This window comes from Nitrosomonas sp. Nm132, assembly GCF_900100485.1.
Classification (GTDB): Bacteria; Pseudomonadota; Gammaproteobacteria; order Burkholderiales; family Nitrosomonadaceae; genus Nitrosomonas.
Map to the genome: position 1 here is coordinate 22,838 of NZ_FNDH01000012.1, position 19,239 is coordinate 42,076.

The following is a 19,239-nucleotide window of genomic DNA, read 5'->3' on the forward strand; positions in this document are numbered from 1 at the left end:
ACTAATTTTCTTGTTTCTTCATGCCTCTCATAACGCTTGAAAATGCCAGTCTGGCATTTGGTCATCATGCATTACTGGATCACGTGAATCTGCAGCTTGATGCAGGTGAACGTATAGGTTTAATTGGCCGTAATGGTAGTGGTAAATCGAGTCTTCTACGTGCAATAGCAGGGGAGATTAAACTGGATGACGGCAAGCTCTGGTATGCACCGGAGTTGAAATTGGTCTATGTGCCACAGGAACCTCAATTTGAGGTCGGGAGCACAGTATTTCAGGAAGTATCCAAAGGAGTTGGCAATCTGAGCCAGGCATTGCTTGAGTATCATAAAATTTCTCATGCTTTGAGCGAGAGCGGAGAAAATACGCAAGCACTGCTTGAGCGCTTGCAGGATTTGCAAAACATGCTGGAGGTACAAGATGGTTGGCGTATTCAAACCAGGGTTGATACAGTGATTGATCGACTTGGGTTGCTTGCAGATGCGCAGATAGAAAGCCTTTCAGGTGGAGTAAGAAAACGGGTTGCGCTGGCACGCGCTCTGGTAGCTATGCCGGATGTGCTGTTACTGGATGAACCGACCAATCATCTAGATTTTTTTTCTATAGAATGGTTAGAGGGTTTACTCAAAGATTTTGCCGGTAGTGTCATTTTTATCACGCATGATCGCCGCTTTCTAGATAATGTGGTTACGCGAATTATTGAACTTGATCGCGGGCGTCTGGAAAATTTTCCGGGTAATTTTGCAGAATACCAGCAGAAAAAAGCAGAGCTTCTTGAAATTGAAGCAGTGCATCATCAGAAATTTGATAGAGCACTGGCTCAAGAGGAGATTTGGATACGTAAAGGTGTTCAGGCAAGGTGTACGCGCAATGAAGGTAGGGTAAGGCGACTAGAAGCATTGCGTCTAGAGCGTGCAGCCCGACGTGGCCGTGTCGGATCAGTTAACTTTAACATCGCGCTGGGAGAGCGCTCTGGCCAGCTAGTCGCAGAACTGGAGCATATCTCCAAAAGTTACGATGATAAGACTGTTATTAGCGATTTTTCCTGTCGGATCATGCGGGGTGATCGAGTAGGGTTGCTGGGTCCGAATGGTGCCGGAAAGTCAACTTTATTGAAACTCATATTAGGAGAGTTGGAGCCCGATTCGGGAAGTATACGGAGGGGGACTAAGCTAACAGTAGCTTATTTTGATCAAATGCGGGAGCAGTTAAACGAGGAGTTGACATTGGTGGAATCGATCAGCCAGGGATCTGATTTCATTGAGATTAATGGTGAGCGTAAACATGTTATTAGTTATCTGGAAGATTTTTTATTTGCCCCACAGCGTGCTCGTTCACCCGTCAAGTCGTTATCAGGGGGCGAACGTAATCGGCTGCTGCTGGCTCGTTTATTTACACGACCGGCCAATGTGCTGGTGTTGGACGAACCAACCAACGATCTCGATATTGAAACGCTTGAATTACTGGAAATGCTACTACAGAGCTATACTGGTACATTGTTTCTAGTCAGTCATGATCGCGCATTTCTCGATAATGTAGTCACCCAGGTGATTACCTTTGAAGGTAATGGCATTTTGAGAGAGTACGTGGGAGGGTATGAGGATTGGGTTCAGAGTAAGCACGCTAGGGAAATGGTGCTCCAGCAGGCAGGGGAAGTATCTAAATCTTCTACAGTTTCTCAGGATAAAAGAACTAAATCTATATCTCGTATTAAATTGAATTATCAAGAAACGCGTGAATTAGCAGCTTTGCCTGAAAAAATCGATTTACTGGAGAAAGAGCAATCATCTATTACTATGCGATTGAGTGATCCTACAATTTATCGAAATTTCCCTGATGAGAGCAGGGCTTTGCAAAAGCGATTTTCTGCAATAGAGCAAGAGCTGGCAAATTGCTTTGCGCGCTGGGAAGAGTTGGAATCCAAGCAATCAGCAGTATAGAGTTAGAAAGAGATTGTTGATTTCCCTATCCACAATAGGGAGATTACTATTACATTCATTGACTTAACATGGTTCATCGTTTAAAGTTCAGCTTTTTTAGAGGAGGACGCACAAAGTGAAAAAGTCAGCAGCTGTTAAATTATTACTTGCTACTGGCATGTTTCTGGCATTTTCTGGCGTAGTGCAGGCAGCCGGTGATGCTGAAGCAGCCAAGACCAAAATTTCCATGTGTGTAGGTTGCCATGGAATAGAGGGATATCGTACATCTTATCCTGTTGTTTATCATGTTCCGAAATTGGGCGGACAACATGAAGCCTATTTAGTCAAAGCGCTGAAGGATTATAAATCGGGAGAACGTAAACATCCTACTATGACCGGAATTGCAGCCGTCCTTTCCGATCAGGATATTGAAGATTTGGCTGCTTATTACGCCGGTAATTAATTTTCCCATTTATGCAAGGATAAGATGATTATGAAAAATTTTGTTGTCGCTGCAGTTAGCGGTGTGGTATTTCTCTTTTCCGGGCAAGGTATTGCAGCTGATATCGAAGCTGGCAAGAAGAAAGCTGAAGAAGTGTGTGCTTCCTGTCATGGAACCGATGGTAATAGTCCTGCCCCAAATTTCCCTAAAATTGCGGGCCAACCCAGAACTTACCTTGAGAAAGTCTTAAAAGACTATAAGACAGGTGAGCGTAAAGACCCTATCATGGCTGGAATGGCTGCAGCACTAAGCAAGGAAGAGATCGAAAACCTGGCTTTTTATTTTTCTAGCCAGTCTGGTTTATATGTGAAGAAATAGTTTGTTGTCAGAATGAGCAGAGAGATCGTGTCTTGCTTATTCAGGAAGAAATAAAAACTGAGAACGGAATGTATGGTTTCATACATTCCGTTTTTTTATTGATCTACCTGTCTATCCATTTATCCAGGCAATCAAGGTAAATCCGCGCATCTGGCGGCGTTTGGTTACGCTGCGCCTGCCAAAGCATTTCAGCCAGGCATTCGATAATCAGGTGAGTGGCATCATGCTCATTTCCGGTTTTTTCCAGCAAAAGTTCAAATTTCTTGCGAATTCCAACCGGTTGATCAATAGAAAGCTGCTCTTTAATGGCAACATGCATGCTCATATGAAGAAAGGGATTGGTTTCTCCCATTTCGGGGAAATAGTTTTTATCATGATAGCGCTCGCTATCATCAAGCATGCGTTGATATTCAGGATGGGATAATATTACTTCCAGTGCGATGGTTTCAATGCCGGACAGGATTTCTTTTTGGCGGTATTTACGCCAAGTATCGAAGAATAGCTGACGAACCTGTTCTCTCGTTGGATTAAACATCTAGGGGGGGCATTCCAGCAATATGATTATTTTCTAGGTTTTTATACTTGTATTCACACAAGTCATTGATAAGGCAGCGACTACATGCGGGTTTTCTTGCCGTGCACACATATCTTCCATGGAGAATCAGCCAGTGATGTGCATCATGGCGAAATTCAGCGGGTACAAACTTCAGGAGCTTATGTTCAACCAAGAGTACATTCCTGCCGGGCGCAAGACCCGTTCGATTGGAGACACGAAAAATATGGGTATCCACGGCAATGGTCGGTTCTCCGAAGGCAGTATTTAAAATAACGTTAGCCGTTTTGCGTCCCACCCCTGGTAACTTCTCAAGTTCATCTCGTGTTTCCGGTACCTGGCTATGATGATGTTGAATAAGTAATTGGCACATGCCCAGTATATTTTTTGCTTTTGTTCGATATAAGCCAATACTTTGAATCAGGCTACTTAACCCTGCTTCACCCAGCGCTATTATTTTTTCGGGTGTATTGGCCAATGGGAAAAGTCTTCTTGTTGCCAGATTGACACTCTTGTCTGTAGCTTGTGCTGAAAGTATTACAGCTACGAGTAACTCGAATGAGGTAGTATATTCAAGTTCAGTTGTCGGATGAGGGTTGGCGGCTTTGAAGCGCGTAAAAATTTCGTGACGTTTGGCGGCATTCATGGTTTAGAGCAATTATTTCTGATCAATTGTCTCAGCGCGGATTGCAAGGGCGCGCTCTAATGCAGCTTGAACGGCTGCTTTTTTTAGATGAACATTCCCTGTAACAGGCTGAGATCCTTTTGCTGCTAATGATTTCTGTACAAATTTCTCGGCCTGTTTTTGTTTTTCGCAATCGAGTCTCTGTAATCTGAATTGATGACGCGTCCGTGCACGATCTGCAGCTTTCAGTTTCATTTCCCGAGCCTGGTTTTCAGGATAAGGAGCAATAGGAATCATGTTAATGCAATCTACCGGGCAGGGAGTCACGCACCGTTCGCATCCGGTGCATTCTTCTGTGATGACGGTATGGATTTGCTTGGCTGCACCTATAATCGCATCGACAGGGCAAACCTGTATACAGAACGTGCAGCCAATGCATTGCTCTTCGTTGATAAAAGCAACCGATTTAGCTTTGGGTATGCCATGCGCCGTGTTGAGTGGTTTGAATGCTACGCCTAGTAAGTCAGCAAGGTTCTGGATACCCTCGACATCTCCGGGTGGGCATTGATTGATATCGGCATGGCCTTCTGCAATAGCAGTCGCATAAGGTAGGCAGCCTGGGAAGCCACATTGACCACATTGCGTTTGCGGCAGAATAGCATCGATTTGTTCTATTAATTTACGTTTGTCAGCCATCATGAGGGGATGTGCAAATTGCTTCAACAGATTGGCGTATCAGATCAGGGCCATGGTAAATCAGGCCTGTATAGATTTGGATTAGATTCGCTCCCGCTTCTATTTTTTCCTTTGCATCTTCAGCAGACATGATGCCGCCGACACCGATAATAGGTATCGCCTCTTGCAGTAAGCCATGTAGCTTTTTAATTACCTGGGTGCTGAGTGTTTTGAGTGGTGCGCCGCTCAAGCCACCCGTTTCTTTGGAAAGGGGTAAATGATCTAGATTCTGACGCGAAATAGTCGTATTGGTAGCGATAACGCCATCGATTCGGTATTTCATCAGTAGCAGAGCAATCGCTTCGAGCTGCGGTGATTCTAGATCAGGTGCAATCTTTACAACTAACGGCGTGTATTTACCATGTTGATCACTAAGTTTTGTTTGCTCTGTTTTCAAGATATGCAATAAGTGATCAAGCTCGGCAGTATTTTGCAATTGTCTTAAATTGCGGGTATTGGGTGAAGAAATATTGATGGTCACATAACTGGCATAACGATAAATCTTATGCAAACAAATCAGATAATCTTCTGCGGCTTTATCTACCGGTGTATCGAAATTTTTACCAATGTTAATTCCCAGTATCCCTTGGAAATTTGAGCGCTTAATATTTTCTATTAGGTGATCGACGCCGTGGTTATTAAAGCCCATGCGATTGATAATTGCATGGGCTTGAGGAAGGCGAAACAGACGTGGCCGCGGATTACCCGGTTGTGGACGGGGTGTTACCGTGCCTACCTCGATAAAGCCAAATCCCAGCTTTGCAAGTGCATCTATATAAGCGCCATCTTTATCTAATCCGGCTGCCAGACCAACAGGATTAGGAAAATCTAAACCCATTATCTTGCGTGGCTTACAAGCAAACGAACGACCTGGGAGCAATCCAGAGTTTTGGATGTGCTGCAATGCGCTGAGAGAAAGAGTGTGCGCTGTTTCAGGATCAAGCGTGAATAGCAGCGGACGGAGAAGACGATAGAGCATTAATGCTTGTTTTACCTTGAAAAGCAGACGAAATTAAGTAGGACTAGAAGACTACACGATTATCTTTGAGGCGCGCTAAAGGCCTGCCACTGTCCGTTCACTAAACCTTGTAAAGGTTGGAAATTAGCTTTATAGCTCATTTTTCGGTTTTCTCCAATCCAATAACCCAAATAAAGGTAAGGTAGTTTTTTTATGCGGCATTGCTCTATTTGCCACAAAATATTAAAAGTACCGAAACTGACATTGGGAGCATCTGGATCGAAGAAAGTATATACCGAAGAGAGACCATCCGGTAATTGATCAATGATGCTGATCATGCGTAGTTGATCATGTTCATGGAAGGTGACTAGCCTGGAATCGACGTTGCTTTGCAGCAAAAAGTTGCAGTATTGATCACGGGTATCGTAATCCATCCCGCTATGAGCATGGCGCTTCACTTGATAACGTCGATAGAGGCGATAGTGATCAGGGTGGTAATGCAATTTATCTTGTGTGGCTACCAAGTATTGATGCTGCTTCCAAACTCTGCGCTGTGTCCGGCTGGACGAGAATTGATCAACAATCACACGTACTGGAACGCAGGCTTCGCACTGTTCGCAGCTTGGGCGATAAACAAAACTGCCACTCCGGCGGAAACCAGTTTTGATCAGTTGAGCATAAGTGGACGCATCTATCAGATCATCTGGCACCGCAATTTGTGAGCGGGCAAGTTTGCTCGGCAAATAACTGCATGGATAAAATTCAGTAGTATGAAATTTCATAACAGGTAAGATAACATCATTCTGGATAGACATAATCAAAGTACCATTTTCCAGTTTTTTCAGGCGCAATGACCAGATTATTTAATATTTGGGCAAAATCAATTCGAGGAATTTCCCTGGCACCTAGTGAAGCGAGATGCCTTGTTTTCATCTGACAGTCAATCATGCCAAAGTTCCAGCATTTCAATTGTTTTACCAGGTGGACAAAGGCAATTTTGGAGGCATCAGTAACATGGGAGAACATTGATTCACCAAAGAACATTTCTCCCAGGGCAATGCCATACAACCCCCCTACTAAATTTCCCTCGATCCAGGTTTCCACCGAGTGGGCTACGCCTAATTCATGTAACACAGTATAGGCTGAAATCATTTCCGGGTGTATCCATGTGCCTTCCTGTTCTTTACGCGGCGCTGCACAAGCTTGCATGACCGAGATAAAGGCACTATCGGTACGAATTTCATAATGGTGTTTTTTCAGCGTTTTGTGAAGCGAGCGGGATATTTTTAGCTCGTCAGGAAATAGCACCATGCGCGGATTCGGGCTCCACCATAGAATCGGTTCTCCCTGATTGAACCAGGGAAAGATTCCGCAACGATACGCACTCAGCAGACGCTGTGATGATAAGTTGCCACCCACAGCGATTAATCCGTTGGGTTCATCCAGAGCCATTTCGAGGGGTGGAAAATATTTATCATTTGGAGTTAGCCAATGAATCATAGGTATATTCTCTGCTGAAATAGATAAACTTTGATTTAGATCAAGGTGTATAGGGTAATGTTTTCTTATTATCAATCCTAGGCTTATTTAAATAGATAAAATAAATAAAAAGGAGAGTGGAATGAGGCAATTGCGTCATAAAATGCGGTTAGTCGTCAGTGCAGTAGTGAGTTCACTTACCATTACCATTACCATGACGATGGTAACACCGCAAGCATTTGCGCACGATACATCAACCCGGGCTCTGGAACAGCAGATCCAATTATTGGAAAATCAATTGAAAGCTATTCGGGCAGAGCTTAATCAAGTAAAAGATAAGGCTGCTCAAGATCAGCTGGAGATTAAGAAAGTAAAAGAAGATGTTGTGCGGGGAGATCGGGAAATTAAACAAGTCCAGGTAGAGCAGTCTGCTATAGAACGTGAGCACCATCATAATATGCTTTTTTTCCGTGGCGGCTATGCGCATAATTTGCAGGGCCGAAATGGCGTAACGCTGCAAAGTAATGTCGCGCCGCTCGGTGCGCAGGAGGCAGGAGACAATGATGGCTGGTATATCGGGGCAGGATTTGATTGGAGCTTAACAAGAGATGTCTGGGGCATGATGCCCAAGACGGATATCTTTGCTGAATTGATGTTTGAATATAAGCGCTTTGGTGTGTCGCAAGGTAATGCGCTAGCCAACGCTCCCACACAGTTGGCAGGTGGAACTTTGAATCCGCGGGATGTGACAGTCAGTCAATTTACTTTGTCGGCGGCACCTAAAATTAAATTCATGGAAGGCAGTGATTTTAGACCCTGGATTATTCCGGCGGGGTTTGCGCTCCATGTGGTTAGTCCGCCAACTGAGTCGATTACAGTCTTGGCCCCTGGCATGATGTTTGCTGCAGGAGCCGATTATCGAATCTGGAAAGAATTCTATCTTGGAGTAGACGCCCGTTATCACGAGACATTTGGCAAGACCGATGGTGTCAATCTCAGTGGCTTAACTGCAGGCGCGTATCTTGGAATTGGTTTTTAACGACTGAGATTCAGGAGATGAAGCTTATCTACTAGGCGTCTGTCGTTTGTGTTCGTGGTTGTCGGTTGTGGTCCGTAGTTGTGTTTTAAGTTGGTTGTATTTTTCTTCTCTTGTTTCTAGCAAGGTCATTGTGTCTAGAGAATGGTTTTGTGACGAAGCCTTTGCGCCCCGCTGCTATTGGTGGGGCGTCTTTTTTGTATGACTTGCTTGTATATTAGCCTAACCTGATTTAGATAGCTCCTGGCTCAACGCTGTTCGTGCGGAGCGGCGATAGCATCAATATTCAACTTACCAACAATACCAATCCTGGGCAAAAAAACTATCGATGGAATACTCAGAAAGTAGGCGCTTTTGCCTATCATGATCAAGGTACGCAGCCTCTTGGTTTATTTGACGCCATCGTAGTCGATGATCTCAGCGGGAAAGTACAAAGCTTCGTTGATGGTGACGGGACAATAACTTTTGTCCAACACGTTCATCAACTGGACAAAGAGTTCGTCATATTCATGGTCGACTCTACATTCTGGAGAACCAAAGTCGGTTCTAAAGGAGCGCACAGGCCATTATGAACTAACCCGGCGCTGAATCGCCGGTTATTGGAGCCGATTGGAAATATTCGACCGGCTGAATTCGAAATGGCATATTATCGCCAATTGAAGGAGTCAGCGGATGCAGCTTGACTCAACAAAACAAGTCTCCGGAATTCCCGGGGTGATTCAAAGGCCTTCACAGTAGCCATTGCATTCACCATCAAGGCAGGTACAGGCGTGGGTCCAGGTGTCTGGCAATGTCACTGTCATGTGATGTCCCGCATTGCTAAGAACTTTCTTTGTTGTAACTGCACCGGGTAATTAGCAAGACCTTACTTCGGGCGCACCCTGGCGTGTTATTAAGAAACATTATTAATGGTTGGGTGCAGAACCTCTCTGGTGAATGGAGTGCAGGACTGACTGATCGTTAGCGTAACCCTATGCACTAAGTGAAGAGTCAGATATTTAGTAGAGATAAAAGAACGTTTGTAGTCATGGCATAACGCTAACCAGATATTACCTGGTTAGCATCTTTTCTAATTACTGGAATTTAGGTTTAATTACTATTTCCGGCTTTGGCGAGCAGTTTATCCAATAAACGAATACTCAGAATCCGTTTGAGAAAACCGAATAAATAGGTAGGGAAAGTAACGTAATAACGCGGTTGGGGATGGTTTGCCTCAAGGGCGTGAATGACTCGTTTGAGTACAGCCTCGGGTGGCAGAGTGAAAGGAACAGCCGGCCCTTGCTTGTTCAGTCGGTTTAATACTGCGAGATATTTTTCGCGATGAAAACTATTGTCTATATTGATGTGTTTCTGCAGTGCCTTGAGCGCGTTGGCGCGAAATTGAGTCGCAATCGGGCCTGGCTCAATCAGGCTGACAAAGATTTGTGTACCCCTCAACTCAAGGCGGAGAGTATCGCTCAATCCCTCAATGGCATACTTGGAAGCATTGTAGGCGCCTCGGAACGGCATGGCTGCAAAACCCAGAACCGAACTATTCTGGATAATGCGGCCATAACCTTGCTTGCGCATAATAGGCAACACCAGATTCGTCAACGCTAGCCAGCCGAAAACATTGGTTTCAAATTGTGCACGTAAGGCGTCGCGACTCAGATCTTCAACGGCACCTGGTAGACCATAGGCGCCATTATTAAACAAGGCATACAATTCTCCACTGGTACGATGCATGATTTCTTCGAATGCCTGCTGAATCGAGCCTGGATCATCTAAATCCAAACGAAGGCTTTCCAGCCCTTCAGCTAATAACATTTCGACGCTTTCCTGCCGCCGTGCGGTTGCGAATACCCGATAACCTCGTTTATGCAATGCATGGGCAACACAGTAACCGATTCCGCTGGAGCAACCCGTGATTAAAATAGATTTTTTCATCAATCAAGCATAACCTCAAAAACCATTTATTTGTCTTGGACTTGACACAAGAAAGGGCATAATCATAGCATCATACCGATAAATTCATTACAAATGATCTTACAACGATCACAACCGGGTAAATGTCAAAGATATTGTTTAGACTTAGAAATATTCCAGATGATGAAGTAGAGGAAGTACGCGAGTTACTGGCTAGCCATCATATCGATTACTATGAAACATCCGCAGGCAATTGGGGTGTTTCCATGCCAGCGCTCTGGGTAAGGGATGAGCATCAGTACCAGGAAGCAAAAAAATTACTCGACAATTATCAGGAAGCACGTTCTATTCGTGTCCGGGAAGAGTATGCGCGACTCAAAAGAGAAGGGAAAAACAAAACAGTGCTGGATAGTTTGAAGGAAAATCCCGTCTTGTTTATTGCCTATATATTAATTGTGCTAATCTTGCTTTACTTGCCATTCAAGCTGATTATGGAAATAACCACGCTATAATTTCTGATTTTTCCAGTCGTTGTTCGAATTCATTCATTGAAATCTTTTTTGCTTGCTGATCCGGATTGAATCAAATTAACTTGAAAATAATCATCGTTTTCCTGTCGGGTGCGCTGACTGTTCTGGGCTTTGCACCGTTTTATCTTTTTCCAATACCCTTTGTTACACTGGCGTTATTATTCTATTTCTGGCGTAAGAGCATAAAACCTTTTAGTGCAGCCATACTGGGTTTTTCTTTTGGTATGGGAATATTCGGTGCGGGTGTAACCTGGATTTATGTCAGCTTGCATGATTTTGGCGACATGCCAATGCCGCTGGCTGTATTGGCTTTGATCTTGCTTTGCGCTTATCTCTCGCTATTCCCGGCGTTAACCGGCTGGATTTTGGTCAGATCGCGCACTATTGCACCCAGTATTTGGCCATGGATGGTGGCATCATTATGGATAATATCAGAATGGTTGCGAGGTACCTTGTTTACCGGTTTTCCCTGGCTTGCGATCGGATATTCACAGGCGCCTTATAGTCCTTTCTCCGGGTTTGCCCCAGTGGTGGGTGTCTATGGCATTTCATTTCTGCTGGTTTTGAGTGCTGCGTGGCTAACATCTTGGTTTGAGCAAAGGCATGCCTGGCGATTTTTATGCTTTCTGGCCGGTGTCTGGGGATTGGGTCTGGGGTTGCAGTGGATAAACTGGACCAACCCTCAGGGTGATCCTGTGGCAGTGAGTCTGTTGCAGGGGAATATTGCGCAGGACTTGAAATGGCGGGAAGATCACGTGGTAACGACTATGGATACTTATGCGGGGCTTATTCGGGAAAGTAACAGTCGGCTGATTGTAACGCCTGAAATATCGGTTCCTTTGTTTCACGAAGATGTGCCGATTAATTACTTGTCAGAGCTTGCTGCTCATGCGAGAGCAAATAATGGTGATGTGCTGATCGGCATGGCGGAATCGGCATCTCCAGACAGAAATGAATACTACAATACCATGTTCAGCCTGGGGATATCTCCCGAACAACACTACCGGAAGCATCATCTGGTACCATTTGGCGAATATATCCCGTTAAAATCGGTATTTGGCTGGATTATCCAGGTGTTGAATATACCTTTGTCAGATTTCTCACGCGGAGCACTGGATCAGCAGCCTCTGCATCTGGCTGGACAAAGAGTGGCAATCAATATTTGCTATGAGGATGTATTCGGTGAAGAAATCATCAGGCAGCTGCCCCGGGCATCACTGCTGGTGAATGTCAGCAATGATGCCTGGTTTGGGCGTTCCATTGGTCCGCGGCAGCACTTACAGATTTCACAGATGCGCGCCTTGGAAACGGGTCGATATATGTTGCGTGCCACCAATACCGGCGTAACTGCTATCATTGATCAACGAGGCAAGGTCTTGCAGGAATTGGAAATGTTTACCACCGCAGGTCTGCATGGGATAGCACAAGGCTATTCAGGCACTACACCGTATGTGCGTGTTGGCAATGGTCTGGTATTAGGGGTTGCAGGATTACTCCTGATCATCGGGTGGCTATCAGTCTTCTTTTATGGAAAACGTAAAACCTTGTAAAATGCTAGCCGTGATCAACAGAACCATTCCGAACTAATCTTTTTGTCTACATTGATGCCTACACTGACATTTCAGGAAATGATTCTGACGCTCCAGCATTATTGGAGCAAACAGGGTTGTGCCTTACTACAGCCTTATGATATGGAAGTAGGCGCTGGCACCAGCCATACCGCTACTTTTTTGCGCGCATTGGGGCCAGAGCCCTGGCGTGCAGCCTATGTGCAACCATCACGCCGCCCCAAGGATGGCCGTTATGGTAATAATCCGAATCGGCTGCAGCATTATTATCAATATCAAGTAGTATTGAAACCGGCGCCACAAAATATTCTGGATTTATATTTTGGCTCACTTCAGACATTGGGTCTGGATTTGAAGCAGAACGATGTGCGGCTGGTTGAAGATGATTGGGAAAATCCAACGCTTGGCGCTTGGGGTCTAGGCTGGGAGGTATGGCTGAATGGCATGGAGGTAACGCAGTTTACCTATTTTCAGCAAGTCGGGGGTATCCATTGCCGGCCGATTACGGGTGAGATTACTTATGGGTTGGAGCGTCTGGCCATGTATCTGCAAGGGGTGGAGAATGTTTTTGATTTAACTTGGACGGAAGGGCTCAGCTACGGTGATGTCTACCATCAAAATGAAGTTGAGCAATCGACTTATAATTTTGAATGTAGCGATACCGAATTTCTATTTCTGGCTTTTGGTAAATATGAAGAGCAGGCCAATGATCTGATGGAAAAACAATTGCCGTTACCTGCCTACGAACAAGTCCTGAGAGCGGCGCACAGCTTCAATTTATTAGATGCCCGGGGAGCTATCTCGGTAACCGAGCGGGCAGCCTATATCGCGCGTATCCGTAATTTGGCGCGTCGCGTTGCGCAGGCGTATTACGATAGCCGTGAACGTTTGCAGCCTTCCTTTCCCTTGGCTCCCCGTGAGTGGGTGGCGCAAATGCCCAAGAAAGCAGGGTGAGCATGATAACGAAAAATCTGCTCATAGAGCTGCTGGTTGAAGAACTGCCTCCCAAATCGTTGAATAAATTGGGTGCGAGTTTTGCTGAGATACTGATAAATAGTTTGAAGACTCAGAATCTCGTTACGCTTGATGCGGTGGTGACTGCCTATGCTACGCCACGCAGGCTGGCAGCGCATATTACACAGGTTTTGGCGCAAGCTCCCAATCATGCGGTGACGACCAAGTTAATGCCTGTTTCAGTTGGTCTGGATAAGGAAGGGCGAGCGACTCCGGCTTTGATCAAGAAATTGAGCGGATTAGGTGTGGATGCATTTGTTGTTTCGCAGCTGAGTCGGGCCATGGAGGGTAAATCTGAAACTCTTTTCCTCGAGCGTGTTGTGCCGGGTATTGTGCTTGCTGAGGGATTGCAGCAAGCGCTCGATGATGCGATTGCGCAATTACCCATTCCCAAGGTGATGACCTATCAGCTCGCAGATGGCTGGGAGAGTGTCAATTTCGTTCGTCCAGCACATGGCTTGATCGCATTGCATGGCACGGAGATCGTTCCTGTGAGCATATTGGGTTTGGCTGCCAGCAAGGTGACACATGGACATCGCTTCGAGGCGAGTACTCATCCTATCGTCATCAGGGAAGCGGATGGTTATGCCCAGCAACTGGAAACAGAAGGTGCCGTTATTGCCAGCTTTGCGGAGCGCCGTACCCGAATTTTAAATCAACTTATCGCCGCAGCCGCTAAAGAAAACCTGCAGTTTATTCAGGATGAGGCATTGCTGGATGAAGTGACGGCACTGGTCGAGCATCCTAACGTGCTAATAGGCAAATTTCCGTCAGAATTTCTTGAAGTACCGCAGGAATGCCTGATCCTGACAATGAAAGCGAATCAGAAATACTTTCCGCTGCTGGATAGCGATGGAAAACTGGTGAATACCTTTTTGATGGTATCGAACATCTGTCTGGTAGATGCTCACCTGGTGATCGATGGCAATGAACGCGTCGTGCGTTCTCGTCTGGCCGATGCAAAATTTTTCTTTGATCAGGACCGAAGAAACACATTGGTTTCACGCATTCCCGGACTGGATAAGGTGGTTTACCATCATCAGTTGGGTACGCAAGGTCTGCGTATTGAATATGTGCGCACTATTGCGCACGAAATCGGACAAATGCTGGGTGGAAATGTTCTGGCAGAACAAGCAGGGGAAGCGGCGAGATTAGCTAAAGTGGATTTACTGACCGACATGGTCGGAGAATTTCCCGAGCTGCAGGGCATTATGGGGCGCTACTATGCCCAGCACGAGGGTTTAGGCGATGCGATTGCCTATGCGATAGAAGATCACTATAAACCCCGTTTTGCGGGCGATGTGCTGCCACGTAATCTGGTTGGCGTCTGTGTGGCACTGGCAGACAAGCTTGAAACCTTGATCAATCTGTTTGGTATCGGACAAATCCCCACCGGAGACAAAGATCCTTTTGCTTTGCGCCGTCATGCCTTGGGCGTGATCCGTATCCTCATTGAAAAGGATTTGCCACTTGAAATGGAGAGACTGCTTGAGCGAGTCATTGATATTCTCCAGGATAAACGCATTGCGGAACAATGGGCGCAGCGAGCGGCATCCCAAAAGCCAACTGTTCAGACTGGTGAAATAGCGACCCAGAATCATGCCCGGCACCAGATATCCGCCGAAGTGAATGGGCAATTGTTGGAATTTATCTATGATCGTCTGGCTGGGAGTTTGCGTGAGCAGGGCTATAGCGCGCAAGAAGTGGATGCGGTCTTGGCGCTTCATCCCCAGCATTTAAATGATATTCCCAAACGGATTGCCGCTGTGCGTGCTTTTGCCTCCTTGCCAGAGGCAGCCAGTCTTGCAGCTGCCAACAAGCGTGTGAGTAATATCCTCAAGAAGGTCGCTGTTGATACCGGCTCACAGGTAGATGTTGAACATTTACAGGCACCTGCCGAGCAGGCGCTGTATCAAGCTTTAATCGAGATGCAAGACAAAGTGGATGAGGCCTTTCTGGAGAAGGATTACACGGTTGCCTTGCAAATCCTTGCCGCATTGAAGGCGCCCGTGGATACTTTCTTTGATCATGTCATGGTTAATACCGATGATGACAGGCTGCGTAACAATCGCCTGGCTTTGCTTAAAAAGCTTCAGCAGGTCATGAATCGAGTGGCTGATATTTCCAGACTGGCGAGCTGAAATGAAACTGATCATCCTTGATAGCAATGGTGTGATCAATGAAACCAGTCATACCTTTATCAAAGCGCCTGAGGAATGGATGCCGATACCGGGTAGCCTGGAAGCGATTTCACGGCTCACCCATGCAGGTTATCGCGTGATCGTTGCTGCCAATCAGTCGGGTATTGGACGCGGATTGCTCGATATGGCCACTTTTAATGCCATCAATGACAAGATGTTTAAGGCTGTTCACCAAGCGGGGGGGCGCCTTGATGCGCTTTTTTTCTGTCCGCATACACAGCAGGATAAATGCCATTGCCGTAAGCCCGAGACAGGCATGTTCCAGGAAATCATGCAACGTTATAGCACGGATCTCAAAGGGGCACCTGCTATTGGTGATTCATTGCGAGATTTACAGGCAGCAATAGCTGTCGGTGCCATCCCGATTTTAGTGTTGACTGGAAAAGGTGAAATGACCCATGCAAATGGTAATCTGCCAGAAGGTACGCAAATTTTTGCTGATTTGGCATCAGTCGTTGATACACTGGTGAAGCGAATATGATACTGAATACGTTGCGCGCGACAATTTACACATTATTACAAATTATTATTACCCCGCCCTATGCACTAATTACGCTCTTCTGCTTTCCGCTTTCGCCACATCATCGTTATAAGGTTACCTATGGCTGGACGCGCCTCATGCTGTTTCTGCTGAAGGTAGTTTGTGGGCTGCATTATCGTGTGATTGGTGCTGAGAATATTCCTGATCGGCCCAGTATTGTGCTATCGAAGCATCAATCAGCATGGGAAACCTTGGCATTACAGCAAATTTTCCCACCTCAGGTATGGGTGCTTAAAAAAGAGTTGTTGCGGATTCCATTTTTTGGCTGGGGATTAGCCATGACCAATCCGATCGCAATTGACCGCAGCTCGGGTAAAGCGGCATTACAGCAGATCGTCGAGCAGGGTAGAGAGAGATTAGAACAGAATTTCTGGATAGTCATTTTCCCGGAAGGAACACGCATTTCTCCAGGTAAGACGGGTAAATACCACATAGGTGGCGCATGGCTTGCTACCCATACCGGAGCCCTGGTGGTACCGGTTGCGCACAATGCCGGTGAGTTTTGGGGAAAAAATTCGTTTGTCAAATACCCCGGAAAGATCACGGTAAGTATCGGCAAGCCAATTGATCCAACCGGCATGGAGCCCGGAGAGCTTAACGAACGTGTAAAAGCCTGGATCGAAGCTGAAGTCTCGCGCATCAGCTGTTTTGGAAAGAAAGGGTATGATGGACAATTTGTTTCGATTCCCAACGAGCCGCTCAAAGATACGGAAAAATGAGGCACGCAGCGTTAAGCTTGCTGACAGAATAATCGCTTACACGCTTATTCGTCGTAACCGGAAAACTGTTGGTCTGAGAATCAATCGAGAGGGTTTGACTGTTAGCGTGCCTTTGCAAGCGACTCTCAGCAGCATTGAGCAAGTATTGCACAATAAAGCAGGGTGGGTTATCGGAAATCTGGATGCCTGGAAAGAGAAAAGAATCATCCAACCTAAGTGGTGTCCGAATAGCACTTTCTGGTTGTTGGGTGATCCCTATCGATTGGCGCTGACGGGATTAGATAAACTGCAAATGGTGTCGCAAGACAATAAAGTAGACCAAATCCAGGAAATACCCTCTTCTTTAGCTGTACTCACTTCCTGTCAAGTCGAGAAATTCGTGATGGCCTGGTATCGTAAGCAGGCGATGGCGCATATGAGTGAGCGAGTGGCGCTCTATGCAGATAAATTGGGTGTGCCCTTGCCAAGACTGAGATTATCCAGTGCACGAACCCGCTGGGGAAGTTGCAGTTCACACGGGACGGTGTGTCTCAACTGGCGGTTGATTCAGTTGCCAATTCCTTTGGTAGATTATGTTGTCGCACATGAATTATCTCACCTTATTGAGATGAATCATTCTTCTGCATTTTGGAAGGTAGTCGAGAGCATTTATCCGGATTACCGGCAAGCTCAAGTAGAGCTAAAGAAGATCGGCTGATCGGAACGATTCAGTTTTTTAGTATATATGCTTCTATCGTGGATGCATGATACAAGATTTCCCACTGCCTGCTATTGTGCATATAATGTGGTCTCAAGCTGTACAAAAAGCCCGAAAATGATCCTTTAGCGGTTAGCATGGTCATTGAAGGAGTGTTTTCCCTAGGAACCCCCTTAACCACAAAACATTACAAGCAAGGAGAGAAAATGAAGCACCCATTTAAACTCATTACCCTGGTTTGCGCACTTTTGCCTTTTTATGCTCATGGTGGAGGTGATCCTGATTTTGTCAAGTTTCCTGAGAGCTATCAGCAGAACTTTACGAAATACGATACCGCCAACCGAGCTAATCAGACACAGGTAGCAAAATTCTATGCGAATGAGATAGCTGTCGAGAGTTATAAAAAAGGCAAGGAAGCAGAGCCTGGGGCAGTGGTTATCATGGAAATATATGAGCCTAAAAAAGATGCAGATGGCAAGATCATCTCAGGTAAAGAAGGCCTTTTCGAAATTGAAAAATTGGCAGCAGTTGCAGTCATGGAAAAAAGAACTGGTTGGGATAAAGCTTTTTCTCAGGATAATCGCACGGGTGACTGGGGATTTGCCGTGTATAATCCGGATGGCACACCCAAAAGCAACGATCTGAATTGTGTTCAATGTCATACTCCATTGAAGAATCAGGATTATTTATTTAGCTTCCAGAAATTGGTCGATTTTTCAAAGAATCATTAATGGCTAACGTGAAATAAATATTGTTGGTGGCTCATGCACAGGTTGTAAGTTTTTCAAGACTTGCAGCCTGTTTAATTATCTGGTTTTAGATAAATAAAGCATCTCCGCAGCTTGCTGCGGGGATGCTTTATTCAGTATTTGCTATAGTTGAATTTTTAGTCATTTTCAAATATTTCCCTGTACGGCTACGGAGATGAGTATATTTACTTTATGTGAGCTTGGTTATGCGTAGCCTTGCTATATTATTTTCTACCTTATTAACAGCGACATTGGCGCAGGCCACCACCTGGATATTGCCTCCATCGGATATTGATATTTTTGGTCAAATAGAGGTGGTAGCAGCGAGCCGTGAGGAGACCCTGCTCGATATTGCACGCAGGTACGGTATTGGACAGGATGCAATATTGCTGGCTAATCCCCTGGTGGATCGCTGGCTTCCTCCTGATGGTGCTCCCGTTGTCATACCAGCTCGACACATTTTTCCGCAGGCTGAGCGGACTGGTTTGGTAATTAATCTACCTGAAATGCGGCTTTACTATTTTCCTAAGCCGGAAAAAGGGAAGAAACCGGTTGTCATTACTTATCCTATTAGCATAGGCAGAATGGATTGGCGCACGCCGCTAGGTAGAACAACCGTCATTAGAAAGCAAAAGGATCCTACCTGGATACCGCCTCAATCACTTAAGAACGAGGCTATTGCAGCAGGTAATCCACCGCTACCGGATATCGTTCCGCCCGGCCCGAAGAACCCATTGGGCCGCCATGCTTTATATCTGGGTACGACGGGTTATTTGATCCATGGCACTGACAAACCATTTGGTATAGGTATGCGCGTGACTCATGGATGCTTGCGCATGTACCCTGAAGAAGTCGAGAAATTGTTTGATCAGGTAGCTGTCGGAACACCTGTTCAGCTAGTCAATCAACCCATAAAACTTGGCTGGCTAGCTGATTCCTTGTTTATAGAATTGCACCCGCCACTGGAAGAAAATGAAAATGAGTATGCTGATTATATGCAGAAAGTGCGTGAATCAATCGCCAGCTTTCTTGAGAAGAGTACCAATGGCAGAAAAATAAATCACGCCATAGAGGATATCATCATTGATGAATCGGCTCTTGAGCTGGCGGTGTTTGAAAAGAATGGCATTCCTGTCTTGATTTCAAAATAATAAGCAATAAAAAAAGCCCCGAACGGGGCTTTTTTTATTTCA

The 19,239-nt window shown here is 45.6% G+C and carries 21 protein-coding genes; 14 read left to right on the forward strand and 7 right to left on the reverse strand.

The window, feature by feature from the left end:
- Nucleotides 1-20: 20 nt before the first annotated feature.
- The 3 genes from BLP80_RS06455 (at nt 21) to BLP80_RS06465 (ending at nt 2,736) form a co-directional block, all read left to right on the forward strand.
- Entirely contained in the window at nt 21-1,937 is a 1,917-nt protein-coding gene (locus BLP80_RS06455; RefSeq protein ID WP_090541504.1) for an ATP-binding cassette domain-containing protein, read from the forward strand.
- A 157-nt stretch (nt 1,938-2,094) separates the two neighbouring features.
- Nucleotides 2,095-2,379 (forward strand): c-type cytochrome, encoded by a 285-nt coding sequence (locus tag BLP80_RS06460; protein ID WP_090541588.1) that lies wholly within the window; start codon nt 2,095-2,097, stop codon nt 2,377-2,379.
- Nucleotides 2,380-2,409: 30 nt separating this feature from the next.
- Nucleotides 2,410-2,736 carry a c-type cytochrome gene (locus tag BLP80_RS06465; RefSeq protein WP_090541590.1) on the forward strand — a complete coding sequence of 109 codons (327 nt, stop codon included), beginning with the start codon at nt 2,410-2,412 and terminating at the stop codon, nt 2,734-2,736.
- 103 nt (nt 2,737-2,839) lie between these two features.
- Here the strand turns inward: BLP80_RS06465 and BLP80_RS06470 are convergent, their stop codons facing one another.
- The 6 genes from BLP80_RS06470 to aat are packed head-to-tail and all read right to left on the reverse strand — an operon-like array spanning nt 2,840 to nt 7,107.
- Nucleotides 2,840-3,271 (reverse strand): DUF1841 family protein, encoded by a 432-nt coding sequence (locus BLP80_RS06470; protein ID WP_090541506.1) that lies wholly within the window; start codon nt 3,269-3,271, stop codon nt 2,840-2,842.
- Nucleotides 3,264-3,935 carry an endonuclease III gene (gene nth, locus BLP80_RS06475; protein WP_090541508.1) on the reverse strand — a complete coding sequence of 224 codons (672 nt, stop codon included), beginning with the start codon at nt 3,933-3,935 and terminating at the stop codon, nt 3,264-3,266. The genes BLP80_RS06470 and nth overlap by 8 nt, the downstream gene beginning before the upstream one ends.
- Nucleotides 3,936-3,947: 12 nt before the next feature.
- Nucleotides 3,948-4,613, reverse strand: a complete 666-nt coding sequence (gene rsxB, locus BLP80_RS06480; protein WP_371128814.1) for an electron transport complex subunit RsxB — start codon at nt 4,611-4,613, stop codon at nt 3,948-3,950.
- Nucleotides 4,603-5,628: a quinone-dependent dihydroorotate dehydrogenase gene (locus BLP80_RS06485; RefSeq protein ID WP_090541510.1), complete on the reverse strand. Its 1,026-nt coding sequence runs from the start codon at nt 5,626-5,628 to the stop codon at nt 4,603-4,605. The genes rsxB and BLP80_RS06485 overlap by 11 nt, the downstream gene beginning before the upstream one ends.
- A gap of 59 nt (nt 5,629-5,687) precedes the next feature.
- The gene (locus BLP80_RS06490) at nt 5,688-6,422 is read right to left on the reverse strand and encodes an arginyltransferase (protein ID WP_090541512.1); all 735 of its coding nucleotides are present in this window, start codon (nt 6,420-6,422) and stop codon (nt 5,688-5,690) included.
- Nucleotides 6,406-7,107 (reverse strand): leucyl/phenylalanyl-tRNA--protein transferase, encoded by a 702-nt coding sequence (gene aat, locus BLP80_RS06495; RefSeq protein ID WP_090541514.1) that lies wholly within the window; start codon nt 7,105-7,107, stop codon nt 6,406-6,408. Before aat ends, BLP80_RS06490 begins: the two co-directional genes overlap by 17 nt.
- A 121-nt stretch (nt 7,108-7,228) precedes the next feature.
- Here aat and BLP80_RS06500 point away from each other — a divergent pair, with 121 nt between their 5' ends.
- Nucleotides 7,229-8,125 carry a hypothetical protein gene (locus tag BLP80_RS06500; RefSeq protein WP_090541516.1) on the forward strand — a complete coding sequence of 299 codons (897 nt, stop codon included), beginning with the start codon at nt 7,229-7,231 and terminating at the stop codon, nt 8,123-8,125.
- Between the two features lie 257 nt (nt 8,126-8,382).
- On the forward strand, nt 8,383-8,694 hold the full coding sequence (locus tag BLP80_RS06505; RefSeq protein WP_090541518.1) for a hypothetical protein: 312 nt from the start codon (nt 8,383-8,385) through the stop codon (nt 8,692-8,694).
- A gap of 517 nt (nt 8,695-9,211) precedes the next feature.
- Here the strand turns inward: BLP80_RS06505 and BLP80_RS06510 are convergent.
- Nucleotides 9,212-10,048, reverse strand: a complete 837-nt coding sequence (locus BLP80_RS06510; RefSeq protein WP_090541520.1) for an SDR family oxidoreductase — start codon at nt 10,046-10,048, stop codon at nt 9,212-9,214.
- A 122-nt stretch (nt 10,049-10,170) separates the two neighbouring features.
- Here BLP80_RS06510 and BLP80_RS06515 point away from each other — a divergent pair, with 122 nt between their 5' ends.
- The 9 genes from BLP80_RS06515 to BLP80_RS06555 all read left to right on the forward strand — a co-directional run bounded on the left by BLP80_RS06515 (nt 10,171) and on the right by BLP80_RS06555 (nt 19,197).
- Nucleotides 10,171-10,539: a DUF6164 family protein gene (locus BLP80_RS06515; protein ID WP_090541521.1), complete on the forward strand. Its 369-nt coding sequence runs from the start codon at nt 10,171-10,173 to the stop codon at nt 10,537-10,539.
- A gap of 74 nt (nt 10,540-10,613) precedes the next feature.
- Nucleotides 10,614-12,107, forward strand: coding sequence for an apolipoprotein N-acyltransferase (gene lnt / locus BLP80_RS06520; protein ID WP_256324985.1), 1,494 nt, complete (start codon nt 10,614-10,616; stop codon nt 12,105-12,107).
- Between the two features lie 54 nt (nt 12,108-12,161).
- A complete protein-coding gene (glyQ, locus tag BLP80_RS06525; protein WP_090541524.1) occupies nt 12,162-13,079 on the forward strand; it encodes a glycine--tRNA ligase subunit alpha in 918 nt (305 codons plus the stop codon).
- Between the two features lie 2 nt (nt 13,080-13,081).
- Nucleotides 13,082-15,280, forward strand: coding sequence for a glycine--tRNA ligase subunit beta (glyS, locus tag BLP80_RS06530; protein WP_176754294.1), 2,199 nt, complete (start codon nt 13,082-13,084; stop codon nt 15,278-15,280).
- Nucleotide 15,281: 1 nt separating this feature from the next.
- On the forward strand, nt 15,282-15,821 hold the full coding sequence (gene gmhB, locus BLP80_RS06535; RefSeq protein WP_090541526.1) for a D-glycero-beta-D-manno-heptose 1,7-bisphosphate 7-phosphatase: 540 nt from the start codon (nt 15,282-15,284) through the stop codon (nt 15,819-15,821).
- Nucleotides 15,818-16,600 (forward strand): lysophospholipid acyltransferase family protein, encoded by a 783-nt coding sequence (locus tag BLP80_RS06540; RefSeq protein ID WP_176754295.1) that lies wholly within the window; start codon nt 15,818-15,820, stop codon nt 16,598-16,600. Before gmhB ends, BLP80_RS06540 begins: the two co-directional genes overlap by 4 nt.
- A complete protein-coding gene (locus BLP80_RS06545; protein ID WP_090541597.1) occupies nt 16,548-17,297 on the forward strand; it encodes a M48 family metallopeptidase in 750 nt (249 codons plus the stop codon). The genes BLP80_RS06540 and BLP80_RS06545 overlap by 53 nt, the downstream gene beginning before the upstream one ends.
- A gap of 206 nt (nt 17,298-17,503) precedes the next feature.
- A complete protein-coding gene (locus BLP80_RS06550) occupies nt 17,504-18,028 on the forward strand; it encodes a cytochrome P460 family protein (protein ID WP_090541528.1) in 525 nt (174 codons plus the stop codon).
- A gap of 224 nt (nt 18,029-18,252) precedes the next feature.
- On the forward strand, nt 18,253-19,197 hold the full coding sequence (locus BLP80_RS06555; protein ID WP_090541531.1) for a L,D-transpeptidase family protein: 945 nt from the start codon (nt 18,253-18,255) through the stop codon (nt 19,195-19,197).
- Nucleotides 19,198-19,239 lie beyond the last annotated feature (42 nt).

Bases quoted from the DNA above. Each gene is read 5' to 3' on its own strand.
- BLP80_RS06455 (WP_090541504.1), top strand. From the start codon at position 21: ATGCCTCTCATAACGCTTGAAAATGCCAGTCTGGCATTTGGTCATCAT.
- BLP80_RS06460 (WP_090541588.1), top strand. From the start codon at position 2,095: ATGTTTCTGGCATTTTCTGGCGTAGTGCAGGCAGCCGGTGATGCTGAA.
- BLP80_RS06465 (WP_090541590.1), top strand. From the start codon at position 2,410: ATGAAAAATTTTGTTGTCGCTGCAGTTAGCGGTGTGGTATTTCTCTTT.
- BLP80_RS06470 (WP_090541506.1), bottom strand. From the start codon at position 3,271: ATGTTTAATCCAACGAGAGAACAGGTTCGTCAGCTATTCTTCGATACT.
- nth (WP_090541508.1), bottom strand. From the start codon at position 3,935: ATGAATGCCGCCAAACGTCACGAAATTTTTACGCGCTTCAAAGCCGCC.
- rsxB (WP_371128814.1), bottom strand. From the start codon at position 4,613: ATGATGGCTGACAAACGTAAATTAATAGAACAAATCGATGCTATTCTG.
- BLP80_RS06485 (WP_090541510.1), bottom strand. From the start codon at position 5,628: ATGCTCTATCGTCTTCTCCGTCCGCTGCTATTCACGCTTGATCCTGAA.
- BLP80_RS06490 (WP_090541512.1), bottom strand. From the start codon at position 6,422: ATGTCTATCCAGAATGATGTTATCTTACCTGTTATGAAATTTCATACT.
- aat (WP_090541514.1), bottom strand. From the start codon at position 7,107: ATGATTCATTGGCTAACTCCAAATGATAAATATTTTCCACCCCTCGAA.
- BLP80_RS06500 (WP_090541516.1), top strand. From the start codon at position 7,229: ATGAGGCAATTGCGTCATAAAATGCGGTTAGTCGTCAGTGCAGTAGTG.
- BLP80_RS06510 (WP_090541520.1), bottom strand. From the start codon at position 10,048: ATGAAAAAATCTATTTTAATCACGGGTTGCTCCAGCGGAATCGGTTAC.
- BLP80_RS06515 (WP_090541521.1), top strand. From the start codon at position 10,171: ATGTCAAAGATATTGTTTAGACTTAGAAATATTCCAGATGATGAAGTA.
- glyQ (WP_090541524.1), top strand. From the start codon at position 12,162: ATGCCTACACTGACATTTCAGGAAATGATTCTGACGCTCCAGCATTAT.
- glyS (WP_176754294.1), top strand. From the start codon at position 13,082: ATGATAACGAAAAATCTGCTCATAGAGCTGCTGGTTGAAGAACTGCCT.
- gmhB (WP_090541526.1), top strand. From the start codon at position 15,282: ATGAAACTGATCATCCTTGATAGCAATGGTGTGATCAATGAAACCAGT.
- BLP80_RS06540 (WP_176754295.1), top strand. From the start codon at position 15,818: ATGATACTGAATACGTTGCGCGCGACAATTTACACATTATTACAAATT.
- BLP80_RS06545 (WP_090541597.1), top strand. From the start codon at position 16,548: ATGGACAATTTGTTTCGATTCCCAACGAGCCGCTCAAAGATACGGAAA.
- BLP80_RS06550 (WP_090541528.1), top strand. From the start codon at position 17,504: ATGAAGCACCCATTTAAACTCATTACCCTGGTTTGCGCACTTTTGCCT.
- BLP80_RS06555 (WP_090541531.1), top strand. From the start codon at position 18,253: ATGCGTAGCCTTGCTATATTATTTTCTACCTTATTAACAGCGACATTG.